This is a genomic window from Capillimicrobium parvum (assembly GCF_021172045.1).
Classification (GTDB): Bacteria; Actinomycetota; Thermoleophilia; order Solirubrobacterales; family Solirubrobacteraceae; genus Capillimicrobium; species Capillimicrobium parvum.
Genome location: NZ_CP087164.1, coordinates 4,147,718 through 4,167,165 on the forward strand (window position 1 = coordinate 4,147,718; position 19,448 = coordinate 4,167,165).

Consider the following 19,448-nt stretch of genomic DNA (forward strand, 5'->3'; position numbering starts at 1 on the left):
GACCCGAACCCCCGACCGCCTGGACCACAACCGGTACGACGGGGCAGCGCTGGGTGTATTTCCCGCTGTCATGCGGACTGAGTGTCGCTCAGGTGCGCTGAGTTGCGCTCAGTTTGGGCCCCAGATTGGGCCCCGAACGCCACATCGACGAGATCGACCTCCCGCTCGCTCGGCAGGTAGTCGGCGTACATCAGCGTCGTCTTGAAGTCGCGGTGGCCCATCCACCCCTGCAGGGTGCGCATCGGCACGCCCGCGCCGGCCATCCGCGTGCCGAACGTGTGGCGCAGGTCGTGGAAGCGGACCTCGCGCACGCCGGCCCGGCGCAGCGCCGCCTTGAAGCGCTTGAGCAGCCGGCTGCGGTCGATCGGCTTGCCGGTGTGCGGGTGCGCGAACACGAGCTCGTCGTCGCCCTGGTACGCGGTGGCCTGGTAGTGGCGGTCGAGCGCGCCGCCGAGCGCGTCGCCGAGCGGCACGGCGCGCGTCGAGCGCTTGCTCTTCGGCGTGCCGATCTCACCGCGCACGAAGTTGCGCCGGCCGCGGATCCGGCGCGCGGGCCAGTCGACGTCCGACCAGCGCAACGCGAGGAGCTCGCCCTAGCGCATCCCGGTCATCGCCGCCGTCAGGTACATGACGCGCTCGACGCGGCCCAGGTCGTCGTCGGGCACGGCAGCGATGAGCGCATCGAGCTCGGCCTGGTCGAGGAAGTGCACGTCGGCGTCGCCGCCCTCGGGCCGGGGCCGGTCGATGAGCTTGCACGGGTTCGCCGGCGCCCACCCGCGACGCATGGCGTAGTCAAAGATCGAGGCAGGAGCCCGAGGTAGTTCAGCTTGCTTTTGACGGACTGCCCGTGCCGGCGGCAGTGCGCGACGAACGCCTCGACGTCATCGCCCGTGATCCGCTCGAGCGCCCGGTCACCGAAGTACGGGGCGAGATGGATGCGTAGGTAGGACTCGTAGCCCTCGAGCGTCGAGCGCTTGCGCCCGAGGGTCGTGAGGTGGTCGAGCAGCCGGTGTCCGGCGTCGGCCACCGTGAGCCGAGCGACGACGACCGGGACCGCGGCCTCCATCAGCCGGCGCATCTCGCGCTCGGCTTGCCGGCGACGAGTGCCGGGAGCTCGCCGCAGCGCGAGCACGTCGGCGTGCCGTTCGAGGCCGGCCGGCCGTTCCCGCTCGAGGGCGCCGCTCCTCTCCTCGAGGGCGAAACGTCGACGGGGGAATCCGCGCTCGAGGGTGGACCACCAACCGGGTCCCGAGATTGGGACCCGGTTGACGGGTCCTCGAGCCCTGAGGCAACCGTTGTCGAGCATCACCACCGCGACGCCGGCGCCGACGAGCGGCTGCACGAGCCGGTCATAGAACTGCACGAACTCGGCGTTTGAGCTATCGAAGTCGAGATCGAGCGCGGACGCGACGGCGGACAGCGGGTCGATGACCACGACGTCGTACGCCGGCGGAACGTCGCGCGCCCAGGCGTCCGGCTCGTCCCATGCCTGCACGAGCACGCTCGAGAGCTCGAGGTAGCGCACCCGCTCGAGCTCGCCGACGAGCTCGTCGTCGATCGCGTCGCCGCGCCGCTCGGGCAGGTCGCGAGCTCGCGCGTTCCACTCGCTCGCGGTCACCTCCGAACCGAGATACGCGACCCGCAGGCCGGCGCGCGCGGCGTCGTAGGCGCCGGCCTGCACGAGCGACGAGCGCCCGCCACCGGTCGGGCCGACGATCACCGCGCCGGCGCCGGCGTGCAGGAACGGGAAGCCGGCCAGCGCCGGGAGCGGCTCGGGGTCCTCCGCGAGCGGGTTGGTCGGGAGCCCGTCGATCCAGGACGTCATCGGATCGCCCCCGTCCCGGTCACGCGCACGAGCTCGTCGAGCGCGTTGCCGCCTCGCTCATCGACTTCGCGCAGATAGTCGGTCACATCGAACCGGTCGCGTCGCGTGGGGTCGATGTCGACGATGCTGTGCTCGATGTCGGCCGCGTCCAGGTCGCCGGCGATCCGCGCGGCTGCGTCGCGGCCCGCCTGATCGGCGTCCATCATCACGAGGACGTAGCGGCCGGCGAACCGCGCCGTCCACTCCGATCGCCAGGCGCCGACGCCGGGTAGGCCCGTGCTCGGCAGGCCGGCGCTCAGGCCGTCCAGCGCGTCGGGCTCGCCCTCGACGATCGCGACGATGGAGCTCGAGATCCGCTCGGGCGCCGGAAACAGTTGCCGGGTCGTGTTGGCGACGGCGAGGCTCTTCGAGCTCCGGCCGGGGCGATCGGTGTAGCGGATCGCGCCGGTGAGCTCGCCGAGCTCGTCCCGCGACGGGAAGGTGAACCGCGAGCCGTCCCAGCCCACTTTGGCCTGTCGGAGCGTGCGCCACGTCCAGCGTCGCGCTGCGAGGCGCGGACCGAACCGGACCACGAGCTCGAGCCGATCGTCGTGCAGGTTCTCCATCCACTCGCGGACGAGCTCCTCGTTGACCTCCGCACGCGCCTGGACTTTCGGGCTCGCGCGCCGCCGGCGCTTGGGCGCCGAGATCTGCGTCCCGAACGCCTCGAGCACCTCGAGTTGCCCGCAGCCGCGGAAGCAGTGCCAGAGTGGCCGGCGGTCGTCGCCCTGACCGACCGACAGGCTGCGCCGGTGGCGTCGTCGTGCGCGGGGCAGAAGCTCAACCAGCCGGAGCCGACGCGCTGGGGTGAGAGCTCGAGCTCGTCGAGACGGGCGACGAGCTCGGCGGCGGTGGTGATCACGCGACCACCTCCGAGAAGTCCATCTGCGGGCTGGGGCGCAGCGCGTGCTCGGGCGCGAGCTCATCCCAACCGTAGACGCGCCGGCGCGGGAACGCCGGCGGTGGTTCTGCTGGGCCGTCGTCTCCGTCGCCGGAGTCGCCGCCACGCGAGCTCGCGGTGCTCGAGCTCGGGGTCCGGCGGCCCGGCGGCCGGCCGCTCGAGCTCGGCCGGCGACGCAGCGGCATGCTGCGCCGCGGCGCCGCGACGATGCACGACTCGGCGACGTCCGCGCCGCCGGTGATGGCGATCCCGCGGCGGGCGCGGACCTCGCGGATGGCCTCGCGGCGCTCGCGGTCGGCCGCCTCGGCGCGACCCGGATGCTCCGCGTAGTACTGCTCGATCTGCTCGGCCGACGCAAGTCACAGACCGTCGCGCCGGGGTACGGGTGGGCGAGCAGTCGCACGATCCTCGTGTCGTCGCCGGCGGCAGCACGGCCGTCGGTCGTCTTGCGGTGGGCGTGTAGCGGCATCGTGCTGGCGAGCAGTTGGATGCACGCCCACGCGTCACTGCAGCGCTGCCAGTTCGACTGGCTGATCTCGAGCGGCTGGCTGCCGCCCATGTAGGACCACGACGGCTGAACGTCGGGCGCGGCGAGCGCGCGGTCCTCGGGGGGTTGTGGTTCGGAAAAGTCGCATAGCGGGTGACGTGGTGGCGCCCGTCTCGAGCGGCCTGGGGGTGCTTCGTCACGCGCTTTCGGGCGACGTCCTGCGTCGAGCTCGCTACCGAGCTCGGGACGAATGGTATCGTCGTCGTACCATTTCGGCATGACGATCGCCACGGGCACCGACTTCGACGCGTTCGCTGCGGCGTGCGGGCTCGAGGTCGAGGGGTTCCAGCGCGCGATCATCGCGGCCGTGCACGGCGACGAGGCCGAGGTGTTGATCACGATCGGGCGCGGCAACGGCAAGACGTCGCTGCTGGCGCTGCTTGCGCTGCACCACCTCGTGACCGTCGAGGACAGCGAGATCTACGTCGTCGCCGCCTCCCGCCGGCAGGCGACCGAGCTCTACAAGTACGCGCAGCGCTACGCGCGCCGGCTGGGCGACGAGCACGTCGTGACGCGCCACCTGCTCGTGCGGTGGTGTCCCGATCCCGACGAACCGCGGACCTTCACGCGCACGCTCGAGGGCTCGCGAGCGATGCCCGGAAGCTGCACGGCACGACGTTCTCGCTAGCCGTCGTGGACGACCTCGCGCAGCACGAGACGGCCGACGTCTACGAGGCGATGTCGACCGGGTTGCACAAGCGGCCGGGGGCACGGGTGATCACGATCACGACGGCCGGCGTGGGCATCGACTCGCCGCTCGGCCGGCTCCGGGCGCGCTGCCTCGCGCAGCCCGACGTGCGGCGCCGCGGCTCCGTCACCGACGCGCGCGGGCCGGGCCTGCGGATGATCGAGTGAGCGGCGCCGGAGGACGTCGAGCTCGACGACCTCGCCGCGGCGCGGGCGGCGAACCCGGCGTCGTGGGTCACCGAGGACGAGCCCCGGCGCCAGCGCGGCGCGCTCCCGGAGAACGTGTATCGGCGCTACCTGCTGAACCAGTGGACGGCGCGGGAAGGCGCCTGGCTGCCTGTCGGTAGCTGGCAGGCCGCAGTGGGCGAGCCGACGTTCACCGACGGCGAGCGGATCTACGTCGGCCCTCCCGCTCGAGCTCGGCGGCGAGTTCGGGCGTTCCACGGGTCGAAGCTGATCTCCGCGACCGTGTAGCGCGCTGCGAGCTCGCGGTGTGGTCGGCGACGTCGAGGATCGCGCTCTCGCCGTCATAGATCCCGCAGCCAACCTGACCGTGGTCATTGACCCACGCCAGCGCGCTGCTGGACTCACCGCAACCGCCGGGGCTGGCGCATCTCGAAGCCGCGATCGCGCCCGCGCATCGACGGCGTGATCGCGCTGGTTCGGCGGCCGCTGCGCGGTGTGCGGGGCGTGGGGCGTGCCGATGGAGATCCACCATCGCGACCACGATCACCGCGACAACGCCGTTGGCAACCTCGAACCGCTGTGTCGGCCCTGTCACGCTCGAGCCGGCCGCGAGCCGCGCTGAACGGACGGCTCGCAACCCTGGCATACCTAGCCATGCCTGCCGTGCCAGCAAGCCGTGCCGGACCGCACGACGATTGGAGCGCCGCGGCGGCCCCGATCTCCGCCGTTAGCCGAGGCGGCGCCGCGCGTTTTCTACGGATGCGGTCGGGCCGTCCGCGGAGATAGCTTCGGGTGCATCGAAAGGGGTTCTCATGCATCACTCCCCCAAGCACATCTTGCTCTGCGTGGCGTCCGGCGCGCTGGCCGCCATCCTCTCGGCTGTCGGCGTTGGGCTCTGGGCGTTGATCCCCGCCGCGATCTGCGCGGTGACGTGCGCTCAGATGATCGTGATGATGGTTCGTGCCAATCACCACGACTCACGTCGGCTGAACTCATAATCGCAGGAACTGAAGATCCTGTGCGTGGCACCACTTTTCGGCGGTTCATCGGTCAAGGTGCGCGAGTTCAGTCCCCAACCTCCTCGATCGCGGTGTCCATCTTCGCGAGTCGCGCGGCGCTGTACCACGCCGGCGTGTAGCCGTGCGCAGCGGCGCCGTGCTCCTGAAGCAGCGCCAACACGTCACGGCGTGTATTGGCACGGACCTGCATCCCACACGGGACGGGCTGCACCGTCGAGCAGGACATGACAAAACCAAAATCGGAGGGCATCGAGACCCTCCTTCCTGACGCCCGCAAATGCTCGGAGGCACGGCAAGGGCATCGGTCGATGAAACCAGTGTCCTCCCGCCGCCGCCGAATAGCAATGGACCGCGGGTCCTGCAATTGTTGCGGATCTTGCGGCAAATGCGGGTCAACCGCGGTGAGACGGCCGTTTTTGCCCCGGCGCGTAGGGAGGGGTATCCGCGCACGCTGCCCAAAAAAAGGTACGTCAGTCTGCGTCGTCAGCTCCACGCGTGAAGTAGCCGCCCTCAGGCAACTGCGCCCACGGTGCTGTCGGATGCACTTCGTTCCACACCTCCTCGTCGGCGCGGACCCTGCCGCGACGGCCCTTGCGCAGTCGTTGCTTGCGTCCGTCGCGCGTGACACCCAGGATGACTCATCCGCAGTCCGGTAGATGACGAGCGCTTCTGCCTCCTGGGTCGGCGGGAGCGACGCGGTGACGCGCACCTTGGTCCCTGGCGCGAGGAACCCGTCGTCGAGCAGTCCCGCCACGCGCCTGCCGCCCGACGTCAGCCATGAAGAGCACGCCCTTGGCGATTCCTCCGCCGCGTTGGTGACGGTCAGGACGGTTTGGTGTTGGCCGAGCAGGCCGACCTGCAGGTGTACGTCGGGCTCGATGGATGCGGCGATCGCCCGCTGGCCCTGCTTCACGGTCATCAGAGCAGCAGTCGCGGCGGGGGCGGTGAAGAGAGCACTGGCGCCGGCGGCGACGGCGGCAACGGTGTCGGCAGTGGATGTCGGCACGGTGAGACGCGACGTTATGTCGCCGCTCGGTTGGATCGGCCCGCTCGGCCCTCAGTCGTCGAGCAGGCCGAGCCACCGGTCGGGGGCCGCGACGTCGCCGTGCTCGCCGGCGTTGACCGTGACCATCGCGGAAAACAGGCGGGCGAGGATGACCGCCTCGAGGTCCTCGCGGCTCATCGCCTGCACGGCCATGAGCGCCTGCGCGATGTTCGGCCGCTCACGCAGGCCGGCCCACAACAGGTCACCGTCGTGCAGAGCGCGATGCCACGGGCCGGCGTAGCGCGGCCCGTCGAACGGATCGGCGGGGATCGTCGGTCATTGGTCGTGTGTCCTCTCCTCCGGGGTGGTGGGGTTGGTCAGGCGGCGTCCTGGCCGGGCCGCTGCGGGCTCGTCGTGACGTGCCACAGGTGGCAGTGCGGGCACCGGTAGACGACGAACGGACCGCCCGCGAACTGGGGCAGGCTGCCGCCGCGCAATAGCGCGGGCCGCTCGCTTCGCCGCGCCGGGCGATCGGTAGGCGACCTTCGCTCGCCCAGTGTGCGGATCCACGCACCGCTCGCGCTTGTCGTACGTGTTGCGCGGCGGCCGCCAACTGGCGCCGGTCATTGGTCGTGCGTGGTGTCGGGGCCGACGATCAGCGAGCGCGGCACGGTCACGAGGCCGATCGTCTTCGTCGGGTCGTCGACGTCGGCGCTACGCCAGTAGCCGACGAACACCTCGAAGCGGCCGTCGCCGATCGGCCGCACGAACCGCCAGGCGCCGGCGGCATACATCGCGTCGATCTCAGCGCGCCGCGGATGGTTGATCGTCGCGGCCTCCGCGATGTCGTCCAAGCGCTGCGGAACCGCCGGCCGGCCTCCTCTCTTCCGCTGCCCGCCGCTTGTCGTCATCGGTGGGCTGGTACTCGTCGCTCATGCGACCTCCCATCTCGTACTCGTCAAGGCATAGCACCTTACGCACCGGATATGTGTGCTTAGCCGTCCTAGGCATGGTCAGACGGATGACCTTCGCCAACGAACGATTTGGCCCCGATTGGGCCCCGGGCGGTCCGTGTAGTCGGCGCCTGAAGGCGAGAAGCCCCGCCGGAGCGGGGCTTCTGCGAGGGTGAGCGAGGGGACTCGAACCCCCGACCGCCTGGACCACAACCAGGAGCTCTACCAGCTGAGCTACGCCCACCAGGGTTCCCGCAAGAACCTAGCAACAGCGGGCGGCCGGGGTGCGCGGGCGCGAAGACGAAATCGCCTGAGCAGGCGGCTGCGCTAGGTTCGCGCCGGTGGGACGCGCCGTGGAAGCGGTTGCGCCCGGGGTCCACCGCCTCGGGTCGCCGCTGGTCAACTTCTACCTCGTCGAGGAGGCTGGCTGCTACACGCTCGTCGACACGGGGCTGCCCAAGCAGTTCGAGACGCTGATCGCCGCGCTGGACGAAGCGGGCGCGGACCTGCACGAAATCGAGGCGGTCGTGCTGACCCACGCGCACGTCGACCACGTCGGCATCGCCGAGCGGGTGCGCACCGAGGCGCAGGCGACGGTCCACGTGCACGCCGCCGACGCGCAGCTCGCCCGAGGGGGCAGGTACCTGCGTCGGCGCGGCGACGGCACGCTGCTGCCCTACCTGCGCCACCCGGCGGCATGGCAGCTCCTCCTGCAGATGGCGAGCCAGGGCGCGACGAGCATCCCGCGCATCGAAGACGTCACGACGTTCATGGAGAGCGAGCCGCTCGACGTGCCCGGCCGCCCGGTCCCGATCCCGACGCCCGGCCACTCCCACGGCCACTGCGCGCTGCTGCTCGCCGACCGCGGCATCCTGTTCGCCGGCGACGCGCTGTGCTCGCGCAACCCGCTCACCGGCCGGCAGGGCCCGCAGCTCATGCCGAGCCCGTTCAACGTCTCGACCGAGCAGGCCCTCGCGAGCCTCGACCGCCTCGAGCCGCTCGAGGCCGACACGGTCCTCTTCGGCCACGGCGAGCCGTGGACGGGGACGCCGAAGGCGGCCGTCGAGCGCGCGCGGGAGCTCGGACCGCGCTAGCGGATACCGTCTCCGGCATGGCACGGAGTCCGGTCCCCGGACGCGGGCTCGCGGTGGCGCTGGCCGCGGCGGCGCTCCTCGTCGCGGCGGCATCCGCCACCGGCGCCGCCCGCCGCTCGGACGTGTCGATCTGGGGTCACGCCATCCCCCAGCCCATCAAGCACGGCGAGCGCAGCACGCTGAAGTTCACCGTCAAGAACAACGGGCCCGACGGCGCGGTCGGCGTCTACCTCCATGCGAACGTGCCCGACGGCCTGCGCATCAAGCGGTGGCACCTGTACGGCGGGCGCGGCTGCCGGGTCAAGGGCACCTACGTCAGCTGCGACTTCGGGGACTTCGCCATGGAGCAGACGGGCACGGTGGTGCTGCGCGTCAAGGGCGTCAAGGACGGCACGTGGATCTCCGACGCCGCGGTCTACGAGCGCGGCAACGGCGACTACAACGAGGGCAACGGGCAGGTCCGCGCGACGCTGCTCGTGCAGCCCCGCTGACCGGTCACGCGGCCTGACGGGTCTCCTCGGCCTGCGCCTCGGCCGGCCGGGCGAGCTTCTGCGCCTGGCGCTCGGGCGAGATCCGCACGACGTTCCACACGAGCCCCAGCTTCTCGAGCGTCCAGATCAGCCCGGCGCTCAGGTCGACCTGCCGGCCGCGCAGGCCGTGCACCGCCGAGCGCGGGAACGCGTGATGGTTGTGGTGGTAGGCCTCGCCGAAGGACGGCAGCGCCAGCCACGCCACGTTGCCGGAGTGGTCGTCGACCTCGAACGGGCGCCGGCCGAGGAAGTGGCAGACCGAGTTGATGCTCCACGTGACGTGGTGCAGGAAGAACACGCGGACGAAGCCGCCCCACAGCAGGCCGGTCAGCGCGCCCCACCACGACCAGGTGATCAGGCCGCCGAGCAGCGCCGGGATCGCGAAGGTCGCCAGCGCGGCCCAGGGAAACAAGCGGCTGATGCGGCGCATGCCCGGATCCTCCAGGAGGTCCGGTGCGTACTTGCGGGCCCCCGCGCGGCCCTCGTTGACCCACAGCCAGCCGACGTGGGCGTGGAACAGCCCCCGGACGGCGCTCGAGATGCTGCCGCCCGAGAACCCGGCGTGCGGGCTGTGCGGGTCGCCCTCCTGGTCGGTGTGCGCGTGGTGCTTGCGATGGTCGGCCACCCACGAGATGACCGGGCCCTGCAGCGCCATCGAGCCGAGGATCGCGAACGTGTACTCGACCGGCTTGGACGTCTGGAACGCCCGGTGGGTGAGCATCCGGTGATACCCGACGGTGATGCCGAAGCCGGTGAGGAGGTACATCCCCGCGAGCAGCGCGAGGTCCACCCACGTCACGCCGCGGTTCCAGAACACGATGATCGCCGCGATCACCGCGATGAACGGCAGGAAGACGGCGACGATGTTGATGTTTCGGTGCAGGCGGGTCATGTTCCCTGCACCATAGGGCGAATTCAGCTGCCGTTCTTCGCCCTCGGACCACGCGAACGGCGCGTGGTTTATCACCTAGCTCACAACGCGGCGGCGCATCCGCACCGTCGTGCCGTTCGGCAGCGCGTCGATCTCGACCTCGTCCATGAGGGCGCGCATGAGCGGCAGCCCCCGCCCGCGGTCGTCGCTCGAGCCCTCGTGCCAGCGGCCCCGGTCGCGCACGCTGACCACGACGTCGTCGCCGTCGCGCTCGAGCTGCACCTCGAACGGCGCGCGGGTCAGGCCGTGCGCATGCTCGATCGCGTTCTGGACCGCCTCGTTCGTCGCCATCGTCACCGCGTGCACCTCCTGCTCGCCGGCGTCCTGCTCGACGAGCCAGCGGCGCAGCATCGTGCGCAGGCTCGCCAGCCCGCCGGCCTCGCCAGGCAGTGCGAGCGCCACGCTCGAACCGAGCGTCACGGGGCTGTTGGCGACGACGAACGTCACGTCGTCCGACGACGTCGCCGCACCGAGGGCGCCGCCGAGGATCGCCTCGCACAGCTCCTCCGGCTCATGGCCGCCGGCGGCGAGCACGTCGCGCAGCCGGGCGAACCCCTCGTCGAGGGTCGAGCCGCGCCGCTCCACCAGCCCGTCCGTGTAGAGCACGACGGTGGTCCCCGGCCCCAGCTCGGCCGTCGCCTCGGTGTAGAGGGCGTCGTCGAGCGCGCCGAGCGGCGTGCTGCGCGCGCCGTCCAGGAAGACCGGCTCGTGGTCGCCGTCGAGCAGGATCGGCGGCGGGTGGCCGGCGTTCGCGTAGCGCACGGTGCCGGACTGGGGGTCGAGCACCAGCAGCACGACGGTCGCCATCGAGTCCTCGGCGAGGAGCATCTGGAAGCGGTTCAGGCGCGTGAGCACCTCGGCCGGTCCAACGTCCTCGAGGGCATACGCGCGCAGCGCGCTGCGCAGCTGGCCCATCGTCGCCGCGGCGATCACGCCGCGGCCCGCGACGTCGCCCATGACGAGCGCCAGGCGCCCGCCGGGCAGGGCGAGCGCGTCGTACCAGTCGCCCCCGACCTTGGTCCCCGCGCCACCCGGCAGGTAGCGCGCCGCGAGCCGCAGGCCCGGCACGCTCGGCAGCCGCTCGGGCAGCAGTGCGCGCTGCAGCTGCTGGGCGATCTGGTGCTCGCGCTCGAACAGCCGGGCACGCTCGATCGCCAGCGTGGCGCGGTCGGCCGCGACCTGCAGCAGGCTCACGTCGGACGGGCTGAAGGAGCGGCCGAACAGCGTGCCGACGATGAGCGTCCCCATGACCGACTCCTCGAGCAGCAGCGGGACGGCGAGCACGGAGGTCACGGCCTGACCGCCGAGGTCGGCGCCCAGCTCCACGGCCTGCGCGACGTCGTCGATGACGACCGGCTCGCGATGGTGCACCACGCGCTGGACCAGTCCGCCCGGCGCGGGGTCGAACTCCACCCGCCGCACGGCGACGTCGACGCCCTCGGCGGCCTGGACGATCACGTGGCGGTCGTCCTCCTCGCAGAGCACCATCGCCGCCGTGTCGACCCCGAGCACCTCGGTCATGCGCCGCAGCAGCTCGGCCAGCAGCCGGTCGAGCGGCAGCGGCGCCAGCGCGGCGTCCACGATCCGCTGGATCGCCCGCAGCCGCTGCGAGACCGCCTCGGCCTGCACGCGCGCCGCCTGCTCGCGGATGAGCAGCTCGCGCTGGCGCTCGGCCCGCTTGCGCTCGGCGAGGTCCTGGACCTGGACCAGCAGCGCGGGCTCCGCGTCCGCCGTCGACACGACCGAGTGGCTCAGCAGCGCCGGCGTCGGCCGCCCGTCGCCGCGCAGCAGCCGCTTCTCCACGTCGTACCGGCCCCGCCCGCCATCCAGCAGCTCCGCGCGCCGGCCGGCGTCGAGCCCGCGGTCCTCCGGATGGGTGAGCTCGTCGAGCGTCCGGCCGATCAGGTCGGCCTCGTCGCGCCCCAGCGTGTCGCGCAGCGCGCGGTTGACCGCGGCGATCCGGCCCCCCGCGTCGAGCCGGGCCATGCCGATCGGCGCCGAGTCGAACATGGCCCGCTGCAGCGCCTCGCTCTCGCGCAGGCGCCGTCCCGCGCGCCACAGCTCGACGAACACCGCCACCTTCGAGCGCAGCAGCTCGGGGTCGTACGGCTTGAACACGTAGTCGACCGCGCCCGCCTCGTAGCCGCGGAAGACGTGCTCGCGCTCCTTGGAGATCGCGGTCACGAAGATGATCGGGATGTCGCGCGTGCGCTCGCGCTGCTTGATGTAGCGGGCGGTCTCGAAGCCGTCGAGCTCCGGCATCTGGACGTCCAGCAGGATCGCGGCGAAGTCGGCGTCGAGGAGGTGGCGCAGCGCCTCCGCCCCGGACGAGGCGGTCACGAGGTCGCAGTCCAGCGGCGAGAGCGTCGCCTGCAGCGCGACGAGGTTCTCCGGCCGGTCGTCGACGAGCAGGACGCTCGGCCGCGGCAGCGCGTCGCTCATGCCGCACCCGGCCGCGCCGTCGAGGGCGCGCAGATGCGCATGAGCTCCGGGCCGATCTGCTCGAGCGGGCGAACCTGCGCGTCCGGGACCGCGGCGAGGGCCGCCCGCGGCATCTGCGGGCGCTCGGCGGACTGGGGGTCCTGAACGATCGCGATGCCGCCGCGGCGGCGGATCGCCGCCAGGCCCGCCGCCCCGTCGGCGTTCGCCCCCGTGAGCACGACCCCGACCGCCCGGTCGCCGTGCTCGGCCGCGCTCTCGAGGAGCACGTCGATCGACGGCCGGCTGAAGCGCACCGGGTCGTCGACGCTGAGGATGGCCTCGTCGCCCTCGACGAGCAGGTGGTAGCCGTGCGGCGCAAGCAGGACGGTGCCGGCCTGCAGCCGGTCCTTGTCCTCGGCCTCCCGCACGGTCAGCGCGCACGTGCGGGCGAGGAGCTCGGCCAGCGCGCTCTCCTCATCGCTGCGGTGCTGGACGATGAGGATCGGCGCGGGGAAGTCCGGCGTGAGCGGGGCGAGCACGGCCCGCAGGGCGCGCAGCCCACCCCACGACGCGCCGATGACGACGAGGTCGACCATCACGTCCGCCGCCGGAACAGCTTCTCGGACGCGACGAGCGGCTGGTAGCACGCGGCGATCTCAGGCGGCTGGATCGCCTCCTTGCGGCCCAGGCCCAGCAGGCCGAGGGGAACCAGGCTGTCGAGGAACAGCTCGTGCACGTGGCGTTGGAGCTCCCGTCCGAAGTAGATCATGACGTTCCGGCACACGATCAGGTGGAACTCGTTGAACGACCGGTCCGAGACGAGGTTGTGGTGGGCGAAGACCATGTTGCGCGCGAGCATCGGATCGAACACGGCCGAGGCCCCGCGCGCGACGTAGTACTCCGAGAGCGAGCGCGCCCCGCCCGCGCGCTGGTAGTTCTCGGTGTAGACCTGCATGCGCTCGAGCGGGAAGCTGCCGGTGCGGGCCTGGGCCAGGGCGCCCTCGTTCATGTCCGTCGCGTAGATGCGCGAGCGTTCGAGCAGGCCGGCCTCGTGCAGGGCGATCGCCAGCGAATAGGCCTCCTCGCCGGTGGAGCATCCGGCGTTCCAGACGCGCACGAACGGATACGTGCGCAGCAGCGGGATCGCCGCCTCGCGCAGCGCGCCGTGGAACGACGGGTCGCGGAACATCTCGGTGACGTTGATCGACAGGTCCTTCAGCAGCCGCTCGAGCACGCGCGGGTCGTGCAGGATGCGGTCGGTCAGACCCGTCACCGTCTGCAGGCCCTCGAGCGTGACCCGCCGCCACACGCGCCGGCGCAGCGACGCCGTGGCGTAGCCGCGGAAGTCGAGCCCGTAGCGCCGGTGGACGGCCTCGAGCAGCAGCTCGAGCTCGAGCCCGTCCGGATCGTCGGCGGTGGAGGGCACCGCGCCGCTCGCGGGTGGATGCACTAGCGGTACAGCCACACGCGCATCAGCGACAGCAGCTGATCGGGGTCGACGGGCTTGGTGATGTAGTCCGAGGCGCCGGCGGCGATCGACCGCTCGCGGTCGCCCTGCATCGCCTTGGCGGTCAGCGCGATGACCGGCAGCCCCTGGCGCACGGGCCGCGAGCGGATCGCCGTCATCGCCTCGTAGCCGTCCATCTCGGGCATCATCAGGTCCATCAGCACGAGGTCGACGTCGCCGTTGGCCTCGAGCACCTCGATGCCCTCGCGGCCGTTCTCGGCGAACACGACGACCATGCCGCGGCTCTCGAGCACGCTCGTGAGCGCGAACACGTTGCGCACGTCGTCGTCGACGATCAGCACCTTGCGCCCGTGCAGCACCGAGTCGGCCTGGTGCAGCGACTCGAGCATGCGCCGGCTGTCGTCGGGCAGGTCCGCCGGCGCACGGTGCAGGTGCAGCGCGGTCTCGTCGAGCAGGCGCTCGGGAGAGCCGGCGTCCTTGACGACGATCGCGTCGGCGTAGCGCTTCAGGCGCGTCTCCTCGCGCCGGGTGAGCGCGCGACCGGTGTGGATGATCACCGGCACGTCGCGGTGACGGGGGTCCTCCTTGATGCGCTCGAGGAGCTCGAAGCCCGTTGCCTTCGGCAGCTTGAGGTCGAGCACGACACAGTCGAAGCGCGACTCCTCGAGCGCGGCGAGCGCCTCCTCGCTGGACCCCACCGCGGCGACGTCGACGTCGTCGCCGCCGATCAGCTCGGCCACCGAGCGCCGCGCGACCTCGTCGTCCTCGACGACCAGGACCCGCTTGGACGTGCGGTCGAGCAGGTCGGTCAGCTCGCCGAGCATCGCGTCGACCGCCGCCGCCGATGCGGGGCGCTCCAGGAACCGCGCCGCTCCGGCCCGCAGCGCCGTCGGGCGCGCCTCGGCCTCGCCGACGACGCAGACGGGGATGTGCCGCGTCTTCGGGTGGTGCTTGAGCTGGTCGAGAAGCAGCGCGGCGTCGCCGGTCGGCGCCGCGAGGACGATCGCGTCGGGCATCTGCTCGTGGGCGAGCGCCAGGCCGGCGGGGCCGCCGATCGCCACGATCCCCTTCAGATCGTGCGCGTGGGCCGCCGCCAGGGTGAGCTCCGCCTCGTCCTGGTCGCCGACGATGAGCACGACGCGGTCGCCCGGCCCGATGCGGCCGCGGTCGTCGGCGCCCACGACCGGGCGCGGCGCGCGCTCGGTCGGCCCGTCCGGCGTGCCGTCGCCGTCGCGCTCGCCGGCGTCCACCGTGGCCAGCAGCTCCTCGACCATGCCGGCCGGGGCCGTGCGCTCGGGCTCGGGGGCGACGGACGGCGGCTCGTAGGTCGCCGGCAGCAGCAGCGTGAACGCGCTGCCCTCCCCCTCGACGCTGCGCACACGGATCTCCCCGCCGAGCAGCCGCGCGATCTCGCGGCTGATCGACAGCCCCAGACCCGTGCCCCCGTAGCGCCGGCTCGTCGTCCCGTCGGCCTGCTGGAAGGACTCGAAGATGACGCGCAGCTTGTCCCCGGCGATGCCGATGCCGGTGTCCGAGACCGTGAACGCCACCGCGTACGGCGTGCCGTCGTAGCCGACCTCGTCGGTCGCCGCGACGCGGAGCCCGACGAGCCCGGAGTCCGTGAACTTGAACGCGTTGGACAGCAGGTTGCGCAGCACCTGGGCCAGGCGCTGCTCGTCGGTGAACAGCGCGGCCGGAGCGTCGTCGGCCACCTCGAGGTCGAACGCGAGCTCCTTCTGCTCGGCGACCGGCCGGAAGCCGCGCTCGACCGCGCCGAGCACGTCGGCGACCGGCACGTGGCTCGGCGCCACCTCCATCTTGCCCGCCTCGACCTTCGAGAGATCGAGGATGTCGGAGATCAGCGCGAGCAGGTCGGTGCCCGCTGTGTGGATCGTGTGGGCGAACTCGACCTGCTCGTCGGTGAGGTTGCCGTGGCCGTTGTCGGCGAGCAGCTTGGACAGGATGAGCAGCGAGTTCAGCGGCGTGCGCAGCTCGTGGCTCATGTTGGCCAGGAACTCCGACTTGTACTTCGTCGACAGCGCCAGCCGCGCGGCGCGCTCCTCGAGCGCCTCGCGGGCGCGCTCGATCTCGGCGTTCTTCTCCTCGATCGCGCGGTTCTGCTGCTCGAGCAGCTGCGCCTTGTCCTTGAGCTCGTCGTTGGTCTGCTGCAGCTCCTCCTGCTGGGTCTGCAGCAGTTCCTCGGACGCCTTCAGCGACTGCGCCTGCTGCTCGAGCTCGAGGTTCGAGCGCTTGAGCTCGTCCTGCTGGGACTGCAGCTCCTCGGCCAGGCGCTGGGACTCCTCCAGCAGCTCCTCCGTGCGGCGGTTGGCGCTGATGTTCGACAGCACGACGCCGGTCGTCTCGGCCAGCTGCTCGAGGAACGACTGGTGCAGGTCGGAGAACGCGTGCAGCGATCCCAGCTCGACGACCGCGATCACCTGGTCCTCGAAGAGGATCGGCAGGACGATCAGGTTGACCGGCACGGCCTCGCCCAGCCCCGACGTGACCTTCACGTAGTCCGGCGGCGCGTCCGAGACGAGGATCGCCTTGCCCTCGAGCGCCGCCTGCCCGACGAGCCCCTCGCCGAACGCGAACTGGTTGGAGAGGGTCTTGCGCCGCTGGTAGCCGTAGGAGGCGATCAGGCGCAGGTCGCCGTCCTCGTTGAGGAAGAACGCGCCGTGCTGGGCGTCGACGAGCGGCGTGACCTCCGACATGACCAGGCGTGAGACGGCGCCGAGGTCGCGCTGGCCCTGCATCGCGCCGGAGATCCGGGCGAGATTCGTCTTCAGCCAGTCCTGCTCGGCGTTCTGCTGCGTCGTGTCGCGCAGGTTGGCGATCATCTCGTTGATGCGGTCCTTGAGCTCGGCGAGCTCGCCGGCCGCGTCGACGGTGATCTGGCGCGTCAGGTCACCCTCGGTCACCGCGGTCGAGACGTCGGCGATCGCGCGCACCTGCGTCGTGAGGTTCGCCGCGAGCTGGTTGACGTTCTCCGTCAGCCCGCGCCACGTGCCGGACACGCCCTCGACCTCGGCCTGGCCGCCGAGCATGCCGTCCGTGCCGACCTCGCGCGCCACGCGCGTGACCTCGCCCGAGAACGAGGACAGCTGGTCGACCATCGTGTTGACGGTGTCCTTGAGCTCGAGGATCTCGCCGCGCGCGTCGACGGTGATCTTCTGGGAGAGGTCGCCGTTGGCCACCGCGGTCGTGACCTGGGCGATGTTGCGGACCTGGCTGGTCAGGTTGCCGGCGAGCTGGTTGACGTTCTCGGTGAGGTCGCGCCAGGTTCCGGACACGTCCTTGACCTCGGCCTGACCGCCGAGCACGCCCTCGGTGCCGACCTCGCGCGCGACGCGCGTGACCTCGTCGGCGAACGACGAGAGCTGGTCGACCATCGTGTTGATCGTGTCCTTGAGCTCGGCGATCTCGCCGGCGGCGTCCACGGTGATCTTCTTGCTCAGGTCGCCGTTGGCCACCGCGGTCGTGACCTGGGCGATCGAGCGGACCTGGCCCGTGAGGTTGGAGGCCATGAGGTTCACGTTCTCCGTGAGGCCCCGCCAGGTGCCCGAGACGCCCTCGACCTCGGCCTGTCCGCCGAGCTTGCCTTCCGTGCCGACCTCGCGCGCGACGCGCGTGACCTCGGCCGCGAACGCGCGCAGCTGGTCGACCATCGTGTTGATCGTGTCGCGCAGCTCGGCGATCTCGCCGCGGGCGTCGACCGTGATCTTCTGCGACAGGTCGCCGTTGGCCACCGCGGTCGTGACGACGGCGATGTTGCGCACCTGGTCGGTGAGGTTCGACGCCATGCCGTTGACGTTCTCGGTCAGCTCGCGCCACGTCCCGGAGACGCCCTTGACCTCGGCTTGTCCGCCGAGGCGCCCGTCGGTGCCGACCTCGCGCGCGACGCGCGTCACCTCGTCGGCGAACGACGACAGCTGGTCGACCATGACGTTCAGCGTGTTCTTCAGCTGCAGGATCTCGCCCTGCGCGTCGACCGTGATCTTCTGGCTCAGGTCGCCCCGCGCCACCGCCGTCGCGACCTGGGCGATGTTGCGCACCTGGCTGGTCAGGTTCGAGGCCATGCCGTTGACGGACTCGGTGAGGTCGCGCCACGTGCCCGAGACGTCCTCGACCTCGGCCTGGCCGCCGAGCGCGCCCTCCGTCCCCACCTCGCGCGCGACGCGCGTCACCTCGTCGGCGAACGACGACAGCTGCTGGACCATCGTGTTGATCGTGCGCTTGAGCTCGAGGATCTCCCCGCGGGCGTCGACCGTGATCTGCTGGGAGAGGTCGCCGTTGGCCACCGCGGTGGTCACCTGGGCGATCTGGCGGACCTGGCTGGTCAGGTTCGACGCCATGTAGTTCACCGACTCGGTCAGGTCCTTCCACGTGCCCGCGACGCCCGGCACCTCGGCCTGCCCGCCGAGGATCCCCTCGGTGCCGACCTCGCGCGCGACCCCCGTCACCTGGTCGGCGAACAGGCGCAGGGTGTCGGTCATCGAGTTGATCGTGTCGGCCAGCGCGGCGACCTCGCCCTTGGCCTCGACGGTGACCTTCTGGTCGAGGTCGCCGTTGGCGACGGCCGTCGTGACCTGGGCGATCTGGCGGACCTGGCTGGTGAGGTTCGACGCCATGCCGTTGACCGAGTCCGTCAGGTCCTTCCACGTTCCGGCGACGCCGGGGACCATCGCCTGGCCGCCGAGGATGCCCTCGGTGCCGACCTCGCGCGCGACGCCGGTGACCTGGTCGGCGAACAGCGCCAGCGTGTCGGTCATCGAGTTCATCGTGTCGGCCAGCTCGGCCACCTCGCCCCGCGCCTCGACCGTGATCTTCTGGGTCAGGTCGCCGCGGGCGACGGCCCGGGTGACCTGCGAGATCTGGCGCACCTGCACGGTCAGGTTCGAGGCGAGCTGGTTGACGTTCTCGGTCAGCTCGCGCCACGTGCCCGAGACGCCCTTGACCTCCGCCTGGCCGCCCAGGCGGCCCTCGGTGCCGACCTCCTTGGCCACGCGGGTCACCTCGTCGGCGAACGACGAGAGCTGGTCGACCATCGTGTTGATCGTGTCGCGCAGCTCGGCGACCTCGCCGCGCGCCTCGACCGCGATCTTCTGGGACAGGTCGCCGTTGGCGACCGCCGTGGTGACCTGGGCGATCTGGCGCACCTGGACGGTGAGGTTCGACGCCATGCCGTTGACGGACTCGGTGAGGTCGCGCCACGTCCCCGAGACGCCCTTGACCTCCGCCTGGCCGCCCAGGCGGCCCTCGGTGCCGACCTCCTTGGCCACGCGGGTCACCTCGTCGGCGAACGACGAGAGCTGGTCGACCATCGTGTTGACCGTCGTGCCGATGCGGGTGAACTCGCCCTTGACCGGCTGGCCCTCGATGGTCAGCGCCATCTTCTGGTTGAGGTCGCCGTCGGCGACGGCGGCGATGACGCGCGCGACCTCGGTGGTGGGCCGGACGAGGTCGTCGATGAGCGAGTTGACCGCCTCGGTGTTCTCCGCCCAGCCGCCGGCCACCGGGCCCAGCGACGCGCGCTCGTGCATGCGGCCCTCGCGGCCGATGACGCGCGAGACGCGCTTGAGCTCCCGGGCCTGCCGGGCGTTGAGCTCGAGGAGCTCGTTGACGCGGGTCTGCAGCTCGCCGATCTGGTCGCGGCGACGCGCGCGCAGGCGCACGGAGAAGTCTCCCTCCGCGGCCGCCGTCAGGGCGGCGATGACCTGTTCGATGGCCTGCTCGTCGCGCGTCAGCGGTCCGTCGCCGTTGGTGGCAGCGGCCGCCGAGGCCGCCGCCGCGTCCTGCTTCCTGGTTCGCGTGGCCATCGTCCCCTCCGTCGTATCCCGGCTCCTGGCTGCACCCTACTTT

The 19,448-nt window shown here is 71.6% G+C and carries 17 protein-coding genes, 1 tRNA gene and 1 pseudogene; 6 read left to right on the forward strand and 13 right to left on the reverse strand.

The annotated features are described in order from the left end of the window. Positions 1 to 68: 68 nt before the first annotated feature. The 4 genes and pseudogenes from DSM104329_RS20170 to DSM104329_RS20185 all read right to left on the reverse strand — a co-directional run. Positions 69 to 581 (reverse strand): annotated as a pseudogene (locus DSM104329_RS20170) (tyrosine-type recombinase/integrase); the annotation flags it as partial. A gap of 38 nt (positions 582 to 619) precedes the next feature. After that, positions 620 to 1,825 (reverse strand): AAA family ATPase, encoded by a 1,206-nt coding sequence (locus DSM104329_RS20175; protein WP_259311648.1) that lies wholly within the window; start codon positions 1,823 to 1,825, stop codon positions 620 to 622. Beyond that, positions 1,822 to 2,538: a hypothetical protein gene (locus DSM104329_RS20180; RefSeq protein ID WP_259311649.1), complete on the reverse strand. Its 717-nt coding sequence runs from the start codon at positions 2,536 to 2,538 to the stop codon at positions 1,822 to 1,824. The genes DSM104329_RS20175 and DSM104329_RS20180 overlap by 4 nt, the downstream gene beginning before the upstream one ends. A gap of 184 nt (positions 2,539 to 2,722) precedes the next feature. After that, positions 2,723 to 2,950, reverse strand: a complete 228-nt coding sequence (locus DSM104329_RS20185; RefSeq protein WP_259311650.1) for a hypothetical protein — start codon at positions 2,948 to 2,950, stop codon at positions 2,723 to 2,725. Positions 2,951 to 3,082: 132 nt separating this feature from the next. Between DSM104329_RS20185 and DSM104329_RS20190 the strand changes: the two genes are divergently transcribed. From DSM104329_RS20190 to DSM104329_RS29180, 4 genes are all read left to right on the forward strand, one after another. After that, a complete protein-coding gene (locus tag DSM104329_RS20190) occupies positions 3,083 to 3,328 on the forward strand; it encodes a hypothetical protein (RefSeq protein ID WP_259311651.1) in 246 nt (81 codons plus the stop codon). 201 nt (positions 3,329 to 3,529) lie between these two features. Next, positions 3,530 to 3,940: a hypothetical protein gene (locus DSM104329_RS20195; RefSeq protein ID WP_259311652.1), complete on the forward strand. Its 411-nt coding sequence runs from the start codon at positions 3,530 to 3,532 to the stop codon at positions 3,938 to 3,940. A gap of 5 nt (positions 3,941 to 3,945) precedes the next feature. After that, entirely contained in the window at positions 3,946 to 4,167 is a 222-nt protein-coding gene (locus tag DSM104329_RS20200) for a hypothetical protein (RefSeq protein ID WP_259311653.1), read from the forward strand. Positions 4,168 to 4,678: 511 nt separating this feature from the next. Beyond that, positions 4,679 to 4,807, forward strand: coding sequence for an HNH endonuclease (locus tag DSM104329_RS29180; RefSeq protein WP_407655852.1), 129 nt, complete (start codon positions 4,679 to 4,681; stop codon positions 4,805 to 4,807). Positions 4,808 to 5,250: 443 nt separating this feature from the next. On the opposite strand, the gene DSM104329_RS20205 is transcribed toward DSM104329_RS29180, so the two are convergent. From DSM104329_RS20205 to DSM104329_RS20220, 4 genes are all read right to left on the reverse strand, one after another. After that, positions 5,251 to 6,123 carry a hypothetical protein gene (locus DSM104329_RS20205; RefSeq protein WP_259311654.1) on the reverse strand — a complete coding sequence of 291 codons (873 nt, stop codon included), beginning with the start codon at positions 6,121 to 6,123 and terminating at the stop codon, positions 5,251 to 5,253. Between the two features lie 138 nt (positions 6,124 to 6,261). After that, positions 6,262 to 6,447, reverse strand: coding sequence for a hypothetical protein (locus DSM104329_RS20210; protein WP_259311655.1), 186 nt, complete (start codon positions 6,445 to 6,447; stop codon positions 6,262 to 6,264). Between the two features lie 365 nt (positions 6,448 to 6,812). After that, positions 6,813 to 7,043: a hypothetical protein gene (locus DSM104329_RS20215; protein ID WP_259311656.1), complete on the reverse strand. Its 231-nt coding sequence runs from the start codon at positions 7,041 to 7,043 to the stop codon at positions 6,813 to 6,815. 270 nt (positions 7,044 to 7,313) lie between these two features. Beyond that, a tRNA-His gene (locus tag DSM104329_RS20220) sits at positions 7,314 to 7,386 on the reverse strand. A 97-nt stretch (positions 7,387 to 7,483) separates the two neighbouring features. On the opposite strand from DSM104329_RS20220, the gene DSM104329_RS20225 reads away from it, so the two are divergent. Further along, positions 7,484 to 8,236 carry an MBL fold metallo-hydrolase gene (locus DSM104329_RS20225; RefSeq protein ID WP_259311657.1) on the forward strand — a complete coding sequence of 251 codons (753 nt, stop codon included), beginning with the start codon at positions 7,484 to 7,486 and terminating at the stop codon, positions 8,234 to 8,236. Positions 8,237 to 8,253: 17 nt separating this feature from the next. Next, on the forward strand, positions 8,254 to 8,727 hold the full coding sequence (locus DSM104329_RS20230; RefSeq protein ID WP_259311658.1) for a DUF11 domain-containing protein: 474 nt from the start codon (positions 8,254 to 8,256) through the stop codon (positions 8,725 to 8,727). Positions 8,728 to 8,731: 4 nt separating this feature from the next. Here DSM104329_RS20230 and DSM104329_RS20235 read toward each other — a convergent pair whose 3' ends face one another. From DSM104329_RS20235 to DSM104329_RS20255, 5 genes are all read right to left on the reverse strand, one after another. After that, the gene (locus tag DSM104329_RS20235; protein ID WP_259311659.1) at positions 8,732 to 9,658 is read right to left on the reverse strand and encodes an acyl-CoA desaturase; all 927 of its coding nucleotides are present in this window, start codon (positions 9,656 to 9,658) and stop codon (positions 8,732 to 8,734) included. Positions 9,659 to 9,733: 75 nt separating this feature from the next. Then, on the reverse strand, positions 9,734 to 12,139 hold the full coding sequence (locus DSM104329_RS20240; protein ID WP_259311660.1) for a SpoIIE family protein phosphatase: 2,406 nt from the start codon (positions 12,137 to 12,139) through the stop codon (positions 9,734 to 9,736). Next, positions 12,136 to 12,714: a chemotaxis protein CheB gene (locus DSM104329_RS20245; protein WP_259311661.1), complete on the reverse strand. Its 579-nt coding sequence runs from the start codon at positions 12,712 to 12,714 to the stop codon at positions 12,136 to 12,138. The genes DSM104329_RS20240 and DSM104329_RS20245 overlap by 4 nt, the downstream gene beginning before the upstream one ends. After that, positions 12,714 to 13,544, reverse strand: a complete 831-nt coding sequence (locus DSM104329_RS20250; RefSeq protein WP_259311662.1) for a CheR family methyltransferase — start codon at positions 13,542 to 13,544, stop codon at positions 12,714 to 12,716. The genes DSM104329_RS20245 and DSM104329_RS20250 overlap by 1 nt, the downstream gene beginning before the upstream one ends. Before the next feature lie 23 nt (positions 13,545 to 13,567). After that, on the reverse strand, positions 13,568 to 19,405 hold the full coding sequence (locus tag DSM104329_RS20255; RefSeq protein WP_259311663.1) for a HAMP domain-containing protein: 5,838 nt from the start codon (positions 19,403 to 19,405) through the stop codon (positions 13,568 to 13,570). Between the last annotated feature and the right edge of the window lie 43 nt (positions 19,406 to 19,448).

What these genes read in the sequence shown, in the direction of transcription:
- DSM104329_RS20190 (WP_259311651.1), top strand. Translation starts at nt 3,083, where the DNA reads ATGCTCCGCGTAGTACTGCTCGATCTGCTCGGCCGACGCAAGTCACAG.
- DSM104329_RS20195 (WP_259311652.1), top strand. Translation starts at nt 3,530, where the DNA reads ATGACGATCGCCACGGGCACCGACTTCGACGCGTTCGCTGCGGCGTGC.
- DSM104329_RS20255 (WP_259311663.1), bottom strand. Translation starts at nt 19,405, where the DNA reads ATGGCCACGCGAACCAGGAAGCAGGACGCGGCGGCGGCCTCGGCGGCC.
- DSM104329_RS20245 (WP_259311661.1), bottom strand. Translation starts at nt 12,714, where the DNA reads ATGGTCGACCTCGTCGTCATCGGCGCGTCGTGGGGTGGGCTGCGCGCC.
- DSM104329_RS20240 (WP_259311660.1), bottom strand. Translation starts at nt 12,139, where the DNA reads ATGAGCGACGCGCTGCCGCGGCCGAGCGTCCTGCTCGTCGACGACCGG.
- DSM104329_RS20230 (WP_259311658.1), top strand. Translation starts at nt 8,254, where the DNA reads ATGGCACGGAGTCCGGTCCCCGGACGCGGGCTCGCGGTGGCGCTGGCC.
- DSM104329_RS20175 (WP_259311648.1), bottom strand. Translation starts at nt 1,825, where the DNA reads ATGACGTCCTGGATCGACGGGCTCCCGACCAACCCGCTCGCGGAGGAC.
- DSM104329_RS20185 (WP_259311650.1), bottom strand. Translation starts at nt 2,950, where the DNA reads ATGCCGCTGCGTCGCCGGCCGAGCTCGAGCGGCCGGCCGCCGGGCCGC.
- DSM104329_RS20235 (WP_259311659.1), bottom strand. Translation starts at nt 9,658, where the DNA reads ATGACCCGCCTGCACCGAAACATCAACATCGTCGCCGTCTTCCTGCCG.
- DSM104329_RS20205 (WP_259311654.1), bottom strand. Translation starts at nt 6,123, where the DNA reads ATGACCGTGAAGCAGGGCCAGCGGGCGATCGCCGCATCCATCGAGCCC.